Consider the following 21,160-nt stretch of genomic DNA (forward strand, 5'->3'; position numbering starts at 1 on the left):
TATCCTCCTTTTTCAATAACCTGGAATTTTACTATCATCAAGCCCTATATATGTATGCGTCTCGTCATTAACTTTGTTGAGCTCATAAAGCACAACTGCATTCTTACCTAACTTGATATTAAGTGTTACATATCCCTCTCTTGCTCTCATTCTGCAAGTGCTAACATGCGGTTTTGCAATTTCCTTCAAAGTTTTTATCTGTTCTTTTGACGGATACCTTGGTCTTCCCATCTCAATCCATACACGCCATGGATTTGCATGTTCTTCGTTAATTAATTTTTGCTTTACAAAAATATCCTCAAAGTCAATAGGAATTTCCAGCTTGTATTCTCTTTCAATCTCTTGTTCTTTACTTATAACTTCATTCCATGCCACAATCGCAACTGAACCATCTGCTCTTTTTGTTACCAAGATATGGTCATCTCTATACAAAATATCTCTTCCCATTGCATTGAAAAATGTAAACATGTGGAACACAGGTTTTGGAATATTATTGAAAGCTACAAGGCCAAACCCACCATGAAACAGAGACCTTGGTACATCTGCTTCTTCAAATACATCACTGAATGTCCAATAAGAAAACGAATCTACATAATATCCTCCTTCGCTTAATATCCTTGCAAGATATGCCGCATTAAACGGCGTGTCGTGAACAGGGCAAAGCGGATGGTATGAACTGTTGTACTCAGTAATATGTATCGGCAAATTTGGAAACGGTGAATTTTTTATCTGCTCTCGTACCATTTTAAATTCGTTTAACATGTAATCAATTGGATGTAAATCGTGATAAACAAAATGTGGCGTATAAGTAGGAGGTTTTGCTGTATACGCATGTCGTGTAACAAAATCAACAGGAACATTATTTTTGTAACAAAAATTTAAAAAATCATCTATCCAGTGGTCTGCCCCGCCACATATTGCAGGTCCACCAACCTTTATATTCTCATTTACATCTTTTATAGCCTTTGCTGTCACTTCATATAGTTTAAAATATTCATTTTGATCAGCATCTTTCCAAAATACATTTAAATTTGGTTCGTTCCATATTTCAAACGGCCAGTTTTCAACCTCTTTTTCGCCATATCTGTCTATGAAGTGTTTAACAACTGCTTTAATTAACTTCTCCCACTTTCCATAATCACTGGGAGGGGTAACATTACCCCTCCAGTAAAATACTGTTTGTGTTCCAGATGCAAGTTTTGACGGCATAAATCCTATCTCAACAAAAGGCCGTATTCCAAGCTCCAAAAATGAATCATATATCCTATCAATATAAGTAAAATTGTAAAACGGCTGCTTCATATCCCCAACATTATCTTCGCGGTAGATTCCAACATCGTCATGGAGCAAACCATGAGCTCTTAAATATTTAAAATCAATATGCTTTTTTACATATTCTAATGCTTCCATATACTCCTTTTGAAGAGCAAGCCCTATACGACCGCTACCAACACAAAATTTCCAATTATCTGGAAACACGTCAAATATCTTTCCTCGTTCAATTTTTACATATGTCATTATCTATTCCTCCAATATCAAGTAATGTCAAACGATAAAATATTATTTTTTAGCCTTTACTTTTGGAATAGCAGGTGGTGTAGGCAAATTGGCATTTTGTGGTAATATTGAATAATCTATCAATGCCCAGAAAGCAGGTTTGCCATCATAATGTTCATCAAATAAAAGCGGAAAATCTGGTTTGTTAAAAACTCCTCTCAGCCAAGAGTTGTCATCCTTAAGCCCCCAGAATGTAACGCTCTTTATGACATTTTTGTACTTCTTAAATAGGTTAAATAACTCATAGTATTTCTTTGCCTGTTTTAATAACATTTCTCTTGATGGCTCTGCGTAATAAACAGAAGAACCCCATTGATAAAAGCTCATGTCAAGCTCAGTAATTTGAATCTCAAGCCCTGGAATTGTGCTAAATAGCTTTATCGTCTCCTCTATATCTTCAACAGAAGGATTGTCAATATTTATGTGACATTGAAGACCTATACCATGTATTGGAACACCTTTTGCTTTCAAATTTTTAATCATGTTATATATAAACATTCTCTTTTGTGGAATTTCTGTATTGTAATCATTGTAAAATAGCTTTGCTTGTGGATCTGCCTCATGTGCCCAAATAAACGCTTTTTCTATATATTCGGGGCCACAAATATTGTACCAGTTTGACCTTCTGTATCCATCAGGTTGTGTTTCATCAATAGCTTCATTGACAACATCCCAAGCATATATTTTGCCTTTATACCGGCTAACAACTGTGTATATATGATTTTTTAACCTTTTCAAAAGTTCATCCTTCTTTAAAAAATTGCCATTCTCATCTTTGAAGAACCAATCAGGTGTCTGGTTGTGCCAGACAAGAGTATGTCCACGTATACCCATTTTATTTTTTGTTGCAAAATCCACAAATGCATCCGCTATTGTAAAGTCATAGTTGTTTGGTCCTTTTAGCACGCTTTCGGGTTTCATCTCGTTGCCTGGTGTTATACTGTTAAAATGTTTTTTGATAAATTGTGTGTCTATATCACTAATAAGTTCACCATATCCAATAGCTACACCAACTTTAAAATCTTCTTTATATTTTTCTTTTAAAGACGGCAAATTATAATTAGGTTCCTGTAACTTAAACGGATCAGATATTGTAACATCATCTACCCAAAATGCTAATGTTGGATTCCACGAAGAAATACAAAATACAAGTTCTTCTATTTTGCCATCCTTTGGTACATAATAATTACCACTTATCTCAACCCAGCCATCACCTTCAATCTGGCTTCCAGTTATCCAGTCATATTTATATTGATCATCGTTTGCCATCTTTCTTTGAATGGTAAGACCAAAACCTTGCTTGTCAATTGATTGATGATACAACCATACGCTAAATTTGTATATCTTCCCAGCAACAAGATATTTTGTTACAGGAATTTGAACTCCATGCCAGAATGCCGAACGATCTGATACATAAAGACTCTTATTTCCATTATGTGATTTTGTATTATCTATTTTTAGTTGTACAGTATCACCTCTTGGCTGCCAGTTTGTCAAATTTGATTCAAATGTATCTTTAAAAACAACAGCTTGTGATTGATAAACTTCTTCTGTCATTATTTGAATATTGTCCACATTATATGCAGTTGTTTTATCAACTGTTGGATGAATTGCAATAATCAAGTCTATCGGGTTTTTTAACGTTGGTTTCCACTTAGCAACAATTTTGTCCCATTTGTTTGGTATGACAATTTTCTCACCAAGCTGAAGGTACTTTAACCCCCTGCCGTCGTTATAAATAGCTGTTATTGAAAATTCTATCGGCTTTTTCCCTTGATGTTTTACATAGGCTGATATTACCCATGTTTTTCCTCTTTGTAAAACATCTTTTACATCTATCCCCATGCTATCCCATACACTTTTCCTGTCTGTAACTTTTATACTCTTTTTCCCTTCTTGGGCTGTGTTTTGGTCTGTTGTTATTTTAGCTTTGCCATATGCAAAAAATGTTATCTTGTCTTTTCCTTCAAAGTTTATGTTTGTTGATGTTGTCTGTGCCGCCTTAAAAAATGATGGAAAAACTATTGATATAATAAATGATATAGAAAGTACCATAATTAAAAATAAATATAATATTTTGAATTTCCCTTTTTTCATCTCCCAGTTACTCCTTTCACTTCATAAATCTCCAATAATCCATATCAAACAATTTATTTTGCTTTTTACCTCTGAAAACAAAATACAAATCATGCACTCCTGTTACTTTTTCAACCTTTGTTTCTACCTTTGTCCACTTGGATGAAAATTCTTGCTGATGTTTGACTTCCACAACTGCGATGGTTCTCCCATCTAAAGAATCAAGCTTTATCTCTATTAAGCTTTCACCATTTGCATTATTCACAATCGCTTCAAACTTTTTTGCTCCAGCATTCCCAAAATCTACTTTTGAAAGGGCTATCCAATCACCATCATCAATATCAGTAAGACACATGTTGTTACTTGCATCTGCTTTCTTTGTGGACACACCTGCACACCATGCAAATGTCTCAGCTTCAACCAGCCTGTACGGATCAAACAGCTTTACTTGATTGACACCCTTATAATCTGCAATAACCTCTCTGATTTTATCACCCTCAATAACAACCTCGTTTATGTGCGGTGACCTATATCCTTTAGCTGCACCCATATCTTTTGCAAGAGTTTGTGCATGATATGTAATATACCATTTACCTTTAAACATAAAAATCTGGTGATGATTATTGCCACCGACTCCAAAGAAATATCCTGGATTATTGAGTATTACACCTTTATATTGCCATGGCCCCATAGGATTTTTACTAATCATATAAGCTATTACACCAGTGGGAGGACTTCCCTGTGGTCTTGGTCCACCATAAAAGTTTGTGCAGTAGGAATAATAGTAAATTCCATTTATCTTGTTAATACCAGAATCTTCAAACATAAATGGTGCTGGAATTGTCTTTGCACTTCCTACAACACTTATCATATCATTTCCAAGCTGCATAACTCGAGCAGTGTTTGGCATTTCGGCCTGTCCTTGCGGAACTCCACCACCAAAGTAAATGTATGCCTTCCCATCATCGTCTACCAAAACTGCAGGGTCGAATAGCCAAACAACACCTTCAACTCCTGGTGTAAATCTTGAAATTAGTGGTCTTCCAAGAGGATCCTCCCATGGACCTATTGGACTGTCGCTTGTCAATACACCTATACCGCTTGCGTTGTTTGCAAAGTACAAGAAGAATTTATCTTTGCCATTTATCTTTTTATATGCTATACTTGGTGCCCATGACTGTGTTGCCCATTTAGCAACTCCATTTGGTCCTGCAACTTCAATTTCTCCATGGTCTGTCCAATTGACAAGGTCTTCAGAAGAAATAACAGTAATTTTATTTATCTTACTATAGGTATTGTCCACAATATTTCCGTCTGCGTCATACTCTAAAATGTCGTTTGTAAGATAAACATATACCCTATCATTATAAACAAGAACAGCGGGGTCAGCACCAAACTTGTGTGAAATTAGAGGATTTGCATTAGGTGGAATTTTACCTATTGGTACCTTAGGTGCAGTGTATTCTATCTTTGTCACTGCAGCGTCACTCCCGTAACTAATTTTTTCTTTCTCTGTTTGTAAAACAAATGATTTAATTGATATTTCACCTTTATTTGACTCTGATGGTTTTATTTTTCGTTTTAATTGAATACTTACTATTTTCTGCCATTTATTATCTTTGTCTATAAGCTCTTTTTTTATATTAGAAATTGAAATTGTTGTATGATTTGCTTCTCTTTTTACTACTTTTACAATTGCATTTTCAAGCAGTTTATTTTCTTTTTTTATGCCGGCAACATCAATCCATTCAGGATGGTTCAACAAAAGTTCAACTTGTTTTATTTTTTTATTCTTAGGCAGAGAATTTACATAAATAGATACTTGATATTTTTTTTCAGAAGAATTATCAAGAAAAATTTCAGTTTGATCCAAATATACCTTCAAATAATTTTCGGTTTTTGTGCCTGTTAATTTATTCTCAAACTTAAAGAAATCTATATCAACATATCCGCCTGGCTTTTTTGTCGCAAAGTTGAATATTGCAAATCTGTATCCCATAAAATGCTGGGGCAAAGTATACTTCATTTCAAGTTCAGAACCAAGTTTTGTCCAACTAATTCCATCATAGCTGTAGTAAAAATATGCTCTGTCAACTTCAAAATCAAAATCAATCTTCAAATATACCATCATTTGTAAAAGATTTTCTTTTGCAATTTCCTTACCTTTGTCAACCATTATTATGTAGTATTTGTTCTTTTGCTTTGAAACACCGATAAACCCATACTCTTTTTGAAATGCAGCAAGCCCAGCAACATCCCCATCATTCATATTACTTACATCCATAAGTATCCATCCTGAACATTTTGGCCCTATGGTTCGCTGAGTCAGCGTATTTCTTGCCTGTTGTATATCATTTACAACATCACAAGTCCTCAATCTAAGAAAGCCTTTTCTTTCAACCAAAGACCATTTAGTATTATCTGGATTATGATTCCACTGCCACGTCAAGCCTAATACCGAACCATTAGGTGCTGCTTGTTCTGGTTCTTTATTTGTAAAAAGCACTTCTTTTACAGAGAAAAAGTCCACATAAAAGTCAGTTACTTTCTCTTGTTTATTTCCAATAAATAAAACTTTTACTATCAATGATATTGTATCAAAATTCTGGTCAATTTCAAATATACCAGATATTGTTGTCCATTCATTTTTTTGCACTAATCCCCTTACAAGCTCTTTGTAAATCTCATTATTTCCATTTGACAGTCTTGCACATAAGACAAATTCTACAGTTTCAGCACCTTTTGTGTATTTAACTCTAAAAGTAGATTTATATTTTTTCCCTTTCATAATTTTACCAGTAAAGTTTTGTTGCATTCCTGTACCTTGGTCTGAAATAGAATAGACATGAAGAATATTTCTGTTTTTTTCTTTCACAACTTCCACCTTTGAATCATCTTTGCCTTTCCAGCCAACTTTTCCCCTTTTAAAATCGCTGTTTACTGCAAGCTCTTCTTGTGCAGTAATTTCCAAATTTCTCTCAACTTCAAATCTTCTGAAATTTGTTTCTATTTTTTCTTGGTAAAACTCATCGCTTTTCACAATTTCAGTTTCAAAACTGCACCTGCCCGGCTTTACAAATCTTATCGGAACTTTACCATTCTCATCTCCAAAGACTGGCCATCCATTTTCCCACCTGACAGGCACAAGAACTGGAACACGCCCAACTGCGTCATGGTCTTGAAAAAGCATTGAAAACCATTTTCCATCCGGTGTATCGATAAGTCCTCCCTGTGCAACACCGTTATTCTTGTATCCCATGGTATCACTGAGTACAACTTTCCCTTCATATGGCCCATCAATTCTATCTGATCTGTATATACATTCTTCTCTTATTTTTCCTTTTTCCCACCGAATTGTTGTTATGTAGTACCTACCGTTTATTTTGTAAGCATGTGAACCTTCCTCAAGTCCTTCAATTTTAGATTTAATAATTACCTTGTTCAGTCCCAGTGGATTAAAAGCTTTTAAATCTGGAGTTAATTCTCTAATTCTTATTTCTTTATTACCGTATATAATGTAGACTTTCCCATCATCATCAAATAAAAGTGTTGGATCATGGAGATATTCGTGAAATTCCACCCTCTCCCATGCTCCCGTGATTTTCGCTGAGCTAAACAAGTAAGTCTTGCCAGAATCTAATGAAGCAAATATTACATAAAATTTACCATTATGGTATCTTATACATGGTGCCCATTGCCCTTTTCCGTAAACGTTTTGACCATTTTTTAAATTATGTGCATCATTTTCTTCTAACCTGTCATAAACATAGCCAATTATCCTCCAGTTCACAAGATCTGTTGAATGCATAATTGGAACACCTGGTGTCATATGCATTGTGGTGCTGACCATGTAATAGTCTTTTCCAACTCTAACAATGTCAGGATCAGGAATATCAGCAAGAATTATCGGATTTGTTGCAGCTGTTCCCCCTCTCAATGCTTCTCCTCCTATGGCAGAAATAAAGCTTGCATTATAACTAAAAAAAACCCATAGTATCATACTCAAAATGATTGTTTCTATAATTAAATTTTTAAACATCCTCAAAATCTTCATATGATTCACTACCTTCATTACTTTATATACACCAGAAATATTAGTTATTACAGGGCATACTCTTATTTTATGAGTATGCCCTGTAATAAGTTTCACATTTTATAATTATTCAAGTTCTACAACCTTAATATTATCAATTACAAAGTCTACTCCTTCTTGAACGCCAATTCTCAAGCACATCTTGTCAGAGTTATCTGGAATATTTGTAATATTACCTTCTACATGGTAGACAGTCTGACCTTTATCAATTGTCTTTGTAATGCTGCCATAAGATGTTGCATTTGGTTTTGTATCATTGAGGATTGAACATACAACTGTCGTCTTGCCAGCTTTTGGTGCTTTCAAGACTTTGACATCAAAGCTTACAGTATAGTCATGCCACCCGTATATCTTAACCTTTTCTGGTGCTGTTACTACATAAATCTCGCCACCGTCTTTTCCTTGGTCCCAAGTTACCTTCAAGGATTTTCCTTTTATAGCTTCTTTACCTGAAGCAATTGAAAGTTTAACTGTCTTCTTTGATGTATCTAAAACTTTGAATGTATCTAATTTTCCATCCTCAAAGTTAATTGTAAATGGCTTGAATGGTTTGTAAACTGCATTAATAGCACCAGCTGAAGCTTCTTTGACGTTCTTTTCAACTTGAGGTCTCAAACTTGACAATGCAGCTGCAACAGAGTCAGAACTGTCAACTCTTCCGAATATATCCCAGTGTGGCATACCAAGCATTGACTCTCCTAAGCCTGGATAGAAAGATTTTTCTGCAAGCTTATTAACAAAATCTACTAAGTATTTTGGTCTATTTTTTGCATTGACATCATCATGATTCTTTTGGACGCTTTCTAATAACAGGTTAATAAACTTTCCAGCACCAACTGGATTCTTTGAACCCTTCATAATGCCATACCCGTCTGCATCGAATGGATAAAGCCCTGACTTGTTGTCTGGTCCAAGTGGCAATGGAGCAGCTTCAAGCTCATCTTCAACCTCTCTCTTGTCCTGATCAAATTTATATTGTGGTGCAACAAGCATTACAGTCTGTCTCTTCTTCAAACCAGAAACTGTTATATCCCAGTCTCTAGCAAGCCAGCCTTCTTTTGCACCCTTTTTGTAGAAGTTCAATGCTCTCTGAAGCGCTGGATTATCAAAGTTTACCTTGCCTTTACCAGATGAATCAACCTTAACAAACTGTGTGCCGTTTGCGTATACAATAGCTGTTGCTGCCCAGAAGTTTACACCATACCTATCAATCTTTCCATCTTTATTTGTATCAGCTGTCAGCTTCTTAGCAAGTGCGGCAAATGTATCCCAGTTCCATCTTCCCTTCTTATAAAGAGCAAGTGGCATTTCTTCTTCATCAATACCTTCTTCTAACATTAAGTCTTTGTTATATATAACCAGCCATGGAACATTCGAACCTTTCTGGCTTGCTAAATAGTAGTGACCATTGTACTTGAATGCATAGTCCATTGCTCTTTTGTTTATATATGGAGCTTTCAAATCAACATACTTATCAAGTGGTTGTACAAGCCCTCTGTTGTAAAATGCCGGAAATGTCCCGGTTCCTCCAAAAATAACATCAATTGGATCACCTGCAGCCATCCTTGCAATTATCTTTGTTTGCCAGTTGTTCCAGTCAGAATATACTATGTTTACTTTTCCACCATATTTTTTCTGATAGTCTTCAATTGCCTTTGCAACTGCTTTGTTGAAAATGTCAGTACTTTTTAAACTCTCTTTAGAAAAACCAGGTCTTAAGAATGAAATGTCACCAAGTTTTGATGACGCTTGAACTCTTTGTGGAGACTTGCCCACAATCAAAGCAACTGAAGCAAGCATACAAATAGCTACTAAAACCGAAATAATTCTTTTAACAATCTTTGGTCTTACCATAATCTCAAACCTCCTCATTCATGTTTTTTATTTTTAATCCCCTACTGTTTTTATGGGGATTAAAGCCCAATTTTTTAACCAACTATACCTGTACGTTCAATACTTTCAGTAAAATATCTCTGTCCAATGATATACACAATAATCAGTGGTAAAATTACCATCAAACACCCTGCTTCAAGTACATTAGAACCAATCAGGTAAATATCATCTGATGAAAAACCATATGCATCCTGAATCATGCTCATCCTGTTGTTGAGTGCGGTTAACATTACTGATACAGGCAGATTCTCATTACAGAACATAGCCGAAACATAATAGTCGTTCCAGTGCCATACTATTGTAAAGAGCAAAATTGTTATTATTGCTCCTGTCGCGTTAGGAACCATTATTCTCAAAAATGTTGAAAATGGTCCGCATCCGTCAATCTTTGCTGCTTCTTCCAATTCAACTGGCATATTTCTAAAGAATTGCCTGAAAACAAAGATGTACAAACTTGACCTTATTCCCATCCCGAAAAAATTCAGTATATAAAATGGCCAAGGTGTATCAAGTAAATTTATTGTCATTGGTTTGCCAGTAAAAATTCCTATAAGTTTGCCAATGTAAAGAAAATCAAAATATCTAAATTTCATATAAAGTGGGACTATTATTGTTTGCATTGGAACAATAATTGTAAAAAGCAATATCCCGAATAATAACTCTCTTTCTGCAAATCTAAACCTAGCAAAACCATACCCGACCATCATGCATATGAATGTCTGAATAATAACCGATGGAATTAGGATAATTAACGTATTTTTTATTGCCAATGGGTATGATAAAAGCATATTGGCATATTCAAAATTTTTAAAAGTTATATGCTTCGGTATCCAAATAACGCTTGGGTCAAACAAATCCTCTTTTGCCCTTAGTGCATTACTTATTAGAAATAGTATTGGATACAATAGTATATAGCTCATGCATATTATGAATGTGTACAGAAATAGCTTCTTTAAAACTATAAATAGATTTTTTTTGAATACTAGCTTTGAAACATCTGTAATTCTAAACTTTTCAAAGGTATAGTTGATCTTAATTGCTCTTGCAACTTTCATTTAATCTCGCCTCTCTTTTTAAATCAAATTTAAGTTAAGTAAACAACCCTTTTACCAATTATTCTGTTTACAATTAAAATTATTATCATAACCACTAAGAAATAGGTTATCGCTAAAGTTGTACTATATTCAAACTTCCCGTTATTAGCCTGATTTACAACCATTCTCATTACTTGGTTGCCATAGTCAGTAAAATAATCAATTATTGAATATATGACTGCAACAAGTATTGTGGGCGAAATCATTGGAAAAGTTATCTTCCAGAACTTCTCCCATTCTGTCGCACCTTCAATTATTGCAACTTCATAAAAACTTTTTGGAATGTTGTGTAGCGCTGCAAGTATCAAAAGTATCTGAACCCCAGACCTCCATGTCAGGTCAAATATCTTATTTACTATGTCGACAATATACATACTGAACCATCTTGGTACACCTGCGTTTATCATAACCGCTCTCAAATTCTCAGCCTTAAAAATTGTTGTAGATGAAGCAACCATACTTGATGTGTTGCTTCCAAGGACATTTTCTTTCAATACCGTTATAACAACCCCTGATGCTATAATTACCGGAAAGAAAAATATAGTTCTGGCAAAGGTTCTTCCCTTGAAATCATCTTTTAACAAATATGCAACAAAAACACTGAAAATTATTACTATAGGAACTTCATACAGCATATTTGTTATAGACGATGTCAAATTTTTTAAATAATCGGGATCCTTTGTAAACGCATATATATAATTTTCCCATCCAATAAATTCAAACTCCAAACCACTGTCGCCTAATCTTATTTTGTGAAATGTGTAATATATGGAATTTATAAAAGGAATTATAAAGAATATAACAAGTCCAATTAGCCATGGCAGGATAAATAATCTGCCGTATAACGCTTCTTTTTGCCTAAGAGTAAGTTTTCTTTTTGGAAATATTTTAAATAAATTAGTTCTTTGCATTAAATATTCACCTCTTAATAACTTTAAAATCTCTTGCTTTTACAACAGTATTTCCAACCTTTTGGTCAGATGAAGTATAATTTAACAATATCTCCACTCCACCATCAAACTTAACATACACAAGTCCCGCCTTTAATACCTTATGCTCTAAGAATTTTTTATTATTTATTTGTTGCAATACAGGATAAATTTTTCTATACATACTCTTTACATCATTTAACCACATCCTATAATTTGATGAGTAGAGAAAATCACACATTGTTTCCTTCAATTCATCCTCATTTCTCGCGGTCCATGTAAACTTTAAGAATGATCCTGTTTCCAATGTTTTCAATAACACCATCCAATCATTAGTATAATCGTTTATTGCTGGTGTAGAATAAGGAATATATCCTCTTAGCACCATCTGGTAAAATGGTATTTCATAGTCCTCAATTGCAAATTTGCTGCTTGAAATAGGTACATCAATTATTTCATTTCCCTTAGGTATTAAATAGCCGTTTGGACTTGTTAATAAAACATTATACTGCTTTGTCACCTTCTCTACCAAATTAGTAAAAATCTCTTCTGTTTTTAACCTGTTTATTTGTTTTGAACCAAAGTCTGAATATAACATTTTAGAAATTGTTGAGATAGATATATTTTTTATCTCTGCATGTTTGGAGCCAATAAATTTGTCAACAAACTTGGTCACGTATGAAGGAGATACCATAAATAGTAGAGGATAATCATCATCTGCATAGCATGTAGCTGGTGAATATCTAATAAGTTTTGCTGGCATTTTTCTCAAAGACTTTGTTGCAACAACATTCAGAGGATAAAACAATGAACCTTTTCTAAATGTTACAAAATCTACATCAAAATATGCTTTTATGTTATTTCTATTGAAGTAATCTATCATTTTTCTAAACCCTGTCCACCCACCCAGAACTTTCTCGGGTTTTGGTGAAATGGGAAGATTATAATACACTCCATTTTCATACCATCCTGTATACTTCACAACTATGTCTTTAATACCTATATTTTTCAATCTCTTTGAAATTTCAATAGCATCATCAAATGTAGTTAATGGTATTGTTACATTCCTTGGTAGCCCAACAATATATTTTGTTTTCTTCATTCCACCGTATAATTCAATATATAAAGGTAATTTCTGCTGGTCTTCTTTTTTAAGACCTTTTTCCTTTATTAGATATTCTCTATACTTTTCAGCCATCGCAATATAGTCTGATTTATTCTTGTCAAGGAAATAATATCTGATAGAGTACTTTGTTTGATTTGGAATGTTCTCTTCAAATATATTAAACGTCTTTTCATTCCACTGCTTTTCTCTAAATGTGACACTGTCTTGTTCTCTTATGATAAATTCGCTGAAAACTTGATTAAAATTTGTTCTAACGCCACTAGTATAGGCATTTATTATTGCTTTTGAGTCTCCATTCGTTACAACCGCCAAAAACCCCGAATCATTCTTATTCATTCCAAATACAGGTAACCTTGCATACTGCGTAACATACGTGTTGGGCTCTCTAATTAAGGCATAATCAGGACCATATACTCGCTGTGAATACTCTTCTTCCCCTTTTTTATTGTTGAAATTTATCACAGCTCCACAACCGTCTGGTACAACAATATAACCCTTATCGCTTTTACTTGCCGCTCCAAAAAATGGCAAGAGCATAATGGAAACAAGCCGGTACTTTTCTTTTTTAAGTTCTTTAATTTGATTGACTAACACTTCAATATTCAGATAGTCGTTCGAGATTGTTACTGCAACAGGTATCACAAAACCCTCTTTTTTGAATGAATACGTGGCTATATATCCATTTTTTATTGGCTTTATTTTCAAACCTCTTTTCATTGCAGAGCTTACATAGCTGTTTGACGTTTGAATTGCATATGACTCCATAAAAGCATATTTTAATACAAGTTGAGATGCAAGCTGTGTTTTCATACTTCCTGCTGCAACAGTGTCTTCTTTCCAATTTTCTGGATTGCTCAACCATACAATATTTGTTTTCTTGTCTAAAACTTTGAAATAACCATATTTTTTATTCACATACAATTCTAACCTATCATTGGTGGCAATCTTCTGAAAACTTATTTCAGAGTCAGCATAAATCTTTTGAAAACTTAATATCTGTGTAATGATTATTGCAAATATTATTCCAATTATTCTGATTAGTTTATACTTTTTTAAATCAAACAATTTATATGCCTCCTTTTAAAAGGTTAGCTACATCCTGAGGAGTATCTCGCTGTACACATTATTGATAAAGTCTATTAACTGTCCAAACAGTGTAAGCATTAATACAATTATGAAAAGAATTATTCCTACTCCCAAAACGCTCAAAGCTATTGTGCCTATAGTTTTACTAGCAGTATACTGATGAACAGATTTTATTGCATTAAATATACATATTACAAGCCATAAGGTGCCAACAAGTCTTACAAAGTTTATAAACATTGCTTCTTCTGCAATCATGAATTGACTCATAACAACTGCTAAAAGAGTACAAATAATATATGGTGTCAGAGAATATGCCGAAAATACCCATATTTCTCCAAACTTGCCTTCACCCTCAGTAAGAGTGGATACCATCCAGTTAGAAAGTACCCAGAAGAAAAATATACCAATTGTACTTGAGAATATTGACAATATGTTAATTTTATCTTGTCTATACGGATTAAAGATAAATCCTGTGTATTGTCTATTTATGACCATAGTTACAAAGAATATAAACACAATAAATGTTGCAATTATAACAGAACCTTTCCTCTCTTCTTTTAATTCTTCAAAGCCTCTGAATGGATGTAGCATTACATGTAAAGGATATTTATACTTGTCGATCTTTTTAGTATAAATGTCTTGAGCTGTAGGTGGCTTTCTAAAGCGTTTTATTAATACATATAAAAGTACTATTATAGCAATTACAGTTGTTGCTATAACCCCAAAATTTCTTTTTAAAAATTCATTTCTTAAAACTTCTTTTGCCTCTGAATAACCATCTTTATCATTTGCAAGCCTGAAATAATACATCGCATCTGAATATTTATCCATCCTCAAAAGTGCTTTGCCAAGACCTACATGTGCAAGTGAAAAATTGAAATCCATTTTGTGAACTTGTTCCCACAAATGCCTTGCATCATCGTACTTACCTTCATTATATAGCAGTGTTGCTTTATGTACTAAGCTTCCTAATTTTGTTTCTTTAAAAACTGTGATTGTTCCTTTTAGCTTATCAAGAACAACTAAATCATTTGCTATACTATCTATAGCCACTGGATCTTTAAATGTGCCTACCTGATCACCTTTCCCACCACATATGAATAGCAAATTCGCATTTTGATCATACTGAAAAATTCGTCCTCGTTCATAATCAAGTACATTGATAAATCCATCATCAGTCACGTCAATATCTATAAAATATGAATCTTCCAACTCCTTCCCCTGATATTTTGAAATATCACCATAGTCTCTTGTTCTGCCTTGCTTTTTATACCAAAGTATGTTTTCGCCTAAATAGTTTAATTTTCTTACTTCACCTTCGCTTACATCAGTGTAATTTGAACAGGTATATATAAATCCATCCTTAGCTATGTCGATGCTGGTACATTCTGTTGGTAAATATCTTACCATAGAACTTTTCTGTTCTTTTGTTAAAATACTCTTCCAAAACCTGTCAATCAATAACTGCCATGTAACAACTACTTTGTTGCTCCCGTAAAACCCCAAAAAATTCCCATTTTGGTCAAACATATAAGCACCTTCAAAACTTCCCAAAGAAAGAACATAAATAATCCCTGCATTATCAACAACAACTTTAAATGGAATAAAATCTTTTTTAGCAGCTTTCAGGTCTGATACAGGCTTTTCTATGGTTCTTATTAATTTGCCATCTTGGTTGAATATCCAGACCAGTTTAGAACCCTTGTCACATATGTAAATTAAACCACCTTTATCAACAAATATTCCATCTGGTTCAGTAAGTTGAATAGTTCCATTAGAATCGAAAAATTTATCTATAATTTTCTTAAGTTTGAAGTCTTTATCGCAGACTACTACTCGCTTGTTACCACTGTCCATAATATAGATAGTATTATTGTTATCAACATATAGATCTGTTGGATTTTTAAAACTGCCTGAACCGATATATTCACCTCTTACGGTTTTTTCTGGATAATAACCAGCAGCGCTTGGTATTTCATGCTGATATACATCATAATTGTATTGATAATATGGAACTTCACGCATATCTTCAATTATATATGCGTACACTTTTGTAGTACTTATTATTTGGAATATTAGGCTTATGGCAAAAATGAGTACTATACTTCTCTTTATACTTTTTAATTCAACTTTCACTGTCCTCACCTTTACTTTCATAGTTTAAGAAATTGTTACATAACTATTTACTATTTAATTCCTGCATTTACCATTGTTTCCATAACACTACTTTGCGATATTATAAAAAGTACAATTGGTGGAATCATTAGCACAAGCGCAACAGCAGCACCAACTCCAGCACGAGCAATACCCGCTGCTGCTATTTGTGACATAAGAGTAGGCAGTGGCTTTAAACTTTCACTGAATATGAACGAACCACCTGTCTGGTTCCAAAGCTGCTGAAATGATAAAATCATAAGCGTCAGCCACGCAGGCTTAACATTTGGCATAACTATACGCCACCATGTCAAAAATTCATTTGCACCATCAATTTTAGCAGCTTCTAAAAGTGCATCTGGAATCTGGGTCATGAACTGTCTCATTAGAAATAGCCCCAGAGTCATTTGCCAAGCCGGAAAAATCAGTGCTCCATAAGTATCAATAAGCTTTAAGTTAGACATAATTATATAAAGAGGAATATATGTAACCTGCGGTGTAAAAAGCAGTGCAAGAACTATTATCTCATTTATAATCCTCTTTGCCGCAAATTGATGCTTGGCAAGCGGATAAGCAGCAAGCGATGCAATGAAAATATGACCAACTGTGCCAACAATGCATATAAATAAGCTGTTGAAAACATATCTTGAAAAAGGTACCCACATGTTTGTTGCAAGTTGAAACAGTAAGACAAAGTTATCAAGTGTAGGACGCCGTACATATAGCCGTGGGGGGAAAATAAAGATTTCATCAAATGGCTTAAATGCGTTGACTATCGTATAAACAAGCGGTAATGCCATAAATATACCCAGTACCGCTAAGATAATGAATATTACTATATTCCCTCCAAGGCTTCTGTTTTGTTTTCTCCACACCAACATTGCTTTTCTGTTCAACTAAACTCACCTACTCTTTGTAAATTTAGAATACATATACTAATCAAATGAATATCTTCTCAAAACTGACGTAATAACCTTGTTAGTCAAAAGCATAGCAATAAAAAGCACAACTGCAATTGCTGAAGCATAGCCCATTTCAAATCTGACTGTCCCATAGTCAATAAGATAAGTCACAACAGTGTCTGCACTGTACTCCCTTGTTGGCAGTCCCCCAAGTGCCATAACAACTGTGCTAACACCAAATGATGCACCTATTTGCATCACAGCCCCAAACAAAAGCTGTGGTGCCATCTGCGGAATTGTGATGTACCAAAGTTCTTGAAATCTGTTTTTTATGCCGTCAATTGCTCCTGCTTCAAATAGTTCTCTATCAAGATTCTGAAAACCTGCAACAAATGCCAAAAATCCAGCCCCCATACTAAGCCAAAGCTGAACTATTATAATTACCCATAAAATGTAATTCGGGTCCTGAAGCCAGTTAATAGGCTCATCTATAATCCCAAGTTTCATCGCCCATCCATTTATAAGTCCATAAACATCGCCACTGAATATAAACGACCATATGAAAAACACATTTCCAGCAAGTGAAGGTGAATAAAATACAAGTGTTAAAAATGCTCTCAACTTCGGATTGAACTCACTTATAAACCATGCAAGGAAAAAAGACATAAAATAGCTAAGCGGTCCTGTCAAAAATGCAAATATTAGAGTATTCCTGAGCACCTTTAAAAATATTTTATCATTTAGAAACAATCTTATATAATTTGACCATCCAACCCATTTAGGTGGCTGAAGCATATTGTAATTTGTAAAACTTAAAAATATAGAGCTTATAACTGGAATTAATGTGAATATCGTAAATAATAACATATATGGAGCTATCATTAAATAACTTGCCTTATTCTTTTTTATGTCTTCAATTAGGCTCATCTATAAAATCTCCCTTCATGGAATTATGAAAATCTTTTTAAATATTTTTCAATTATTTATTCAAACTAAGCTCTATCCTCTTTCTTTCAAGCTCATCGTTGATTTCTTTTGAATATTTCCACATACTTTCTCTTGGATTTATCCCCTGATAAACAACAGCTGAAAATGCACTGTCTATACTTCTTGTAATGTAATAACTTCCTGGTACTTCCTCTATTTCTTTTACATATTTCCACTGTGTCTCTAAATTTTCTATCTCCTCTTTGTTCCATGGAAGTCTTTGAAAAGCTCTCAAATTTGCTGTATTGTATCTTGCAGCAGTACCCATCAGCATCTCAAGCTCTTTCCCAAACTGTGTTTGAATTTCATCAGATGTCCACCATTTCAAAAACTCCCAGCATGCTTTTTTATTTCTGCTTTTCTTTAATATTATACATGCTGTACCTGACCCACCTGTAGAACGGTCTATTTCACCGTTTGGCTTTTTTACCCCAGGTATTGGTGCCATTCCCCATTCATTTCGAATTTCAGGTGCAGCTGTCGATAACAGGTTATACGTGGTATATGGTGCTATTCCAAGTGGCATCTCACCTGTTCTGAATCTGTTGTAAAAGTCATATATCAAAGGAAGATTGTACTTTGTGTAAAAATCTGTCCAAGTCTTAAATGCAGCTACAGCTTCTGGTCTATCCAATAGTGTTCGTGTTTTTGTTTTGTCATAAAAGCTTCCACCAAACTGAAGCAATAATGTAGGAAAGAGATTTCTTGCACCAAGCCCCGCATCAATTGCTTCAAGAGCGTCAATCCTTTGATATGGAAGACCAACCTGAAGATTATATCTCTGAAGCTTTGCTATGACTTTGTACATATCATCCCATGTTCGTGGCAATTCAATATTTAGCTCTTTTAAGATATCTTTTCTGTAAAACATCATATAAAAATCCTGAGTAACTGGAAGCCCATATACACCGCCATTATACGTATATGGAACTAAAGCAGTTTTAGCAAACCTTTTTTTAACTTCATTAAAATCTTTAAATTTGCTCAAATCAACAAGTGCACCACGTGCGGCTAAATTAACTGGTTGTGCCCTTGAAACTGTTAAAACTATATCTGGACCTTTTCCTGCAAGTATTGCTTCAATTAATCCTGCTTGAACCAGGCTAACATTTACTTTAATTCCTGTCTGTGGTGTAAATGAATCATTGATTAGATCTCTTATAATCTGCGCCTGATCGCGACCACCGCCAACCCAAACTTTAATAACCTTTTGTCCCTGATATACTTCACCTACGTTATTGTAATCTTCAACAAAGGAATACAAAAATGCTTTTATTGAATTAACAATCTTATTACCAATAGAAGCTGTCGGCGAGGGCAGCTTTTCCTCAGGTGATGTAATCAATATATAATCTATCTCTAATGGCTGATCTCTTCTATATGCAAGCCACGAAGATAATCCACTCAAATTGTCTCTAAAACTTGTTAATCTTCCAGGTATTGTATCAGTATCTTCAGCCATACTCCTGAGTTGAAGAGCAACTCTTCTTAAAAACTCAGCTTCTCCGCCTTTTTGCCCTGCAAGTTTTTCAAACATAGCAGCTTCTTCTTCCAGCTCATTGCTTAATCTTTTTAATGTACTGACAAGCCCTGGTATTTGCTCTTCAAGGAAATAGTCACGATACAAGTCAGGTGATGTGCCTGTAATCATTATTATTTTTCTATACAAATTGTTTAAATCTATTGTGGTACTTTCAACTCTACTCAAAATCTCTGAAAAAGCACCCAGGGTTGATTCCAACCTTAATTCATGAACACCTTTTTTCAAATATATTAGATATGGTTGATTTTTCTTGCCTATTGTTTTCATATACCAGCTAATACTATATGGAAATTCAATATCCTCAGCTTCTTTGAAAGGAATTTTTCCGTCAATATATAACTTTCTGTGAACAGATAACCCTCGGACAAAATTCTGTCTTGCTTTTATTGCAATTTTATAACATCCATCCTTCGGAACTTCAAAAATCCAACTTATCCACATCCCCGGATAACGCCAATTCCACTGACCTATTGTGTTAAGTCTTATTTTAGAAACATGATAAGGCTCTGTTGCAGGGTCGGTTCTATCATAAGTAGGATATAGTATTGGATCAGATTTTAGATATGTATTCTCACCTTGAATTTTTATAAACACATTTTTTGAAATTTTTTCACGACTTTTTGATATGTATTCCTCATAGGTTGGTAATTTCTCACTGTTATATATAATCAACTGCTTCAATGCGATAGGCTCTCTAATACTTATAAGTCTAATTTTATGTTCGCCTTTCGTAAAATAGAACGGTAAAGCTTTGTTATAGAAACCCTCAGTATCTATAAAATCAATTTTTTGCCATTGCGGTTGTTCATCACATTTTGGTCTCAAATCATTACCTTTTTTATCTTTCCTAATTCCTGTTGTATCCTTCCATACTCTTGGAAATGTAACTTTTTGGGCTTCTTTATAAGGAATTTTTCCATCAATAAATACGCTAAATTCTATACCCAGCCCTTTACCTGGCAAAGGATAATAGAGAAGAGCCATATTATAAAATCCATCTTCCGGAATATTTACACTCCACTCTAACCATCCACCTTCTTTTTCCCATAAAAGCACATCTTTTTGCCCATAGAATTGTGATAATTTTCTGACACTTGCATTACTTGAACTTGTGTAATTAATTGCCTCAATTATAATATATCTTTTTGGTCTTTCAACATTTCCCACTTTTTTTAGGTAATCTTGAAGGGTAGGTACTTCGTTTGAAGCAAATGCTGAGATTTTACAGAGCAATATGAGTAATATGACTAGTAAATATACAATGACAAATTTTGTCCTTTTCAGAATTGTTAAAAAACCAGACAAATCTATCATCTCCTTCGATACATTTATCCGTAATTTTGCCCAAACTATATTTGTTAAGAAATTAGGCAGTTTAACCTATAAACTCTTTATACAAATTTTTTTGTAACCTTTTTCAAAATTGAATATATCAAAAATCAACTTTCTTTTGTTTATATAATATATCGTAAGCGTTTACTAGTCAATATTTTTTGTGTGTATTTTATTAAAAACTTGTATGTGAACAAGTAGATCCTAAGATTTAATATTATAATTACTTATTTCAATATTTGATACTATTTCTAATCCGTCGAATCGTGTCGAAAATTTATTAATGTTCATTTAAAACGTTATTCCCAGTCTATATTTTCTTGTTCTTTATTAATCTGTATTATACAATAAATATTGATTTAATCGAATTTTTTTGAAAAAAACTGAA

At 34.0% G+C, this 21,160-nt stretch carries 11 protein-coding genes; all 11 read right to left on the bottom strand.

Features of this window, described 5'->3' with window-relative positions; genetic code table 11:
* Positions 1 to 12: 12 nt before the first annotated feature.
* The gene (locus tag CALKRO_RS12040; protein ID WP_013431277.1) at positions 13 to 1,518 is read right to left on the bottom strand and encodes a GH39 family glycosyl hydrolase; all 1,506 of its coding nucleotides are present in this window, start codon (positions 1,516 to 1,518) and stop codon (positions 13 to 15) included.
* Positions 1,519 to 1,560: 42 nt separating this feature from the next.
* Positions 1,561 to 3,654: an endo-1,4-beta-xylanase gene (locus CALKRO_RS12045; RefSeq protein ID WP_013431278.1), complete on the bottom strand. Its 2,094-nt coding sequence runs from the start codon at positions 3,652 to 3,654 to the stop codon at positions 1,561 to 1,563.
* A gap of 16 nt (positions 3,655 to 3,670) precedes the next feature.
* Positions 3,671 to 7,687, bottom strand: a complete 4,017-nt coding sequence (locus tag CALKRO_RS12050; protein ID WP_013431279.1) for a family 43 glycosylhydrolase — start codon at positions 7,685 to 7,687, stop codon at positions 3,671 to 3,673.
* Between the two features lie 105 nt (positions 7,688 to 7,792).
* The gene (locus CALKRO_RS12055; RefSeq protein ID WP_013431280.1) at positions 7,793 to 9,580 is read right to left on the bottom strand and encodes an ABC transporter substrate-binding protein; all 1,788 of its coding nucleotides are present in this window, start codon (positions 9,578 to 9,580) and stop codon (positions 7,793 to 7,795) included.
* 74 nt (positions 9,581 to 9,654) lie between these two features.
* Entirely contained in the window at positions 9,655 to 10,674 is a 1,020-nt protein-coding gene (locus tag CALKRO_RS12060) for a carbohydrate ABC transporter permease (RefSeq protein ID WP_013431281.1), read from the bottom strand.
* A 29-nt stretch (positions 10,675 to 10,703) separates the two neighbouring features.
* Positions 10,704 to 11,624: a carbohydrate ABC transporter permease gene (locus tag CALKRO_RS12065; protein ID WP_013431282.1), complete on the bottom strand. Its 921-nt coding sequence runs from the start codon at positions 11,622 to 11,624 to the stop codon at positions 10,704 to 10,706.
* A 7-nt stretch (positions 11,625 to 11,631) separates the two neighbouring features.
* Positions 11,632 to 13,833, bottom strand: coding sequence for a DUF5696 domain-containing protein (locus tag CALKRO_RS12070; RefSeq protein ID WP_013431283.1), 2,202 nt, complete (start codon positions 13,831 to 13,833; stop codon positions 11,632 to 11,634).
* Between the two features lie 27 nt (positions 13,834 to 13,860).
* Positions 13,861 to 16,011, bottom strand: coding sequence for a YIP1 family protein (locus tag CALKRO_RS12075; protein ID WP_013431284.1), 2,151 nt, complete (start codon positions 16,009 to 16,011; stop codon positions 13,861 to 13,863).
* Positions 16,012 to 16,040: 29 nt separating this feature from the next.
* Positions 16,041 to 16,889, bottom strand: coding sequence for a carbohydrate ABC transporter permease (locus CALKRO_RS12080; protein ID WP_041727298.1), 849 nt, complete (start codon positions 16,887 to 16,889; stop codon positions 16,041 to 16,043).
* Between the two features lie 54 nt (positions 16,890 to 16,943).
* Positions 16,944 to 17,837 (bottom strand): carbohydrate ABC transporter permease, encoded by an 894-nt coding sequence (locus CALKRO_RS12085; RefSeq protein ID WP_013431286.1) that lies wholly within the window; start codon positions 17,835 to 17,837, stop codon positions 16,944 to 16,946.
* A 52-nt stretch (positions 17,838 to 17,889) separates the two neighbouring features.
* Positions 17,890 to 20,745 carry an extracellular solute-binding protein gene (locus CALKRO_RS12090; RefSeq protein ID WP_013431287.1) on the bottom strand — a complete coding sequence of 952 codons (2,856 nt, stop codon included), beginning with the start codon at positions 20,743 to 20,745 and terminating at the stop codon, positions 17,890 to 17,892.
* Positions 20,746 to 21,160: the final 415 nt, after the last annotated feature.

The organism is Caldicellulosiruptor kronotskyensis 2002, assembly GCF_000166775.1.
GTDB classification, from domain to species: Bacteria; Bacillota; Thermoanaerobacteria; order Caldicellulosiruptorales; family Caldicellulosiruptoraceae; genus Caldicellulosiruptor; species Caldicellulosiruptor kronotskyensis.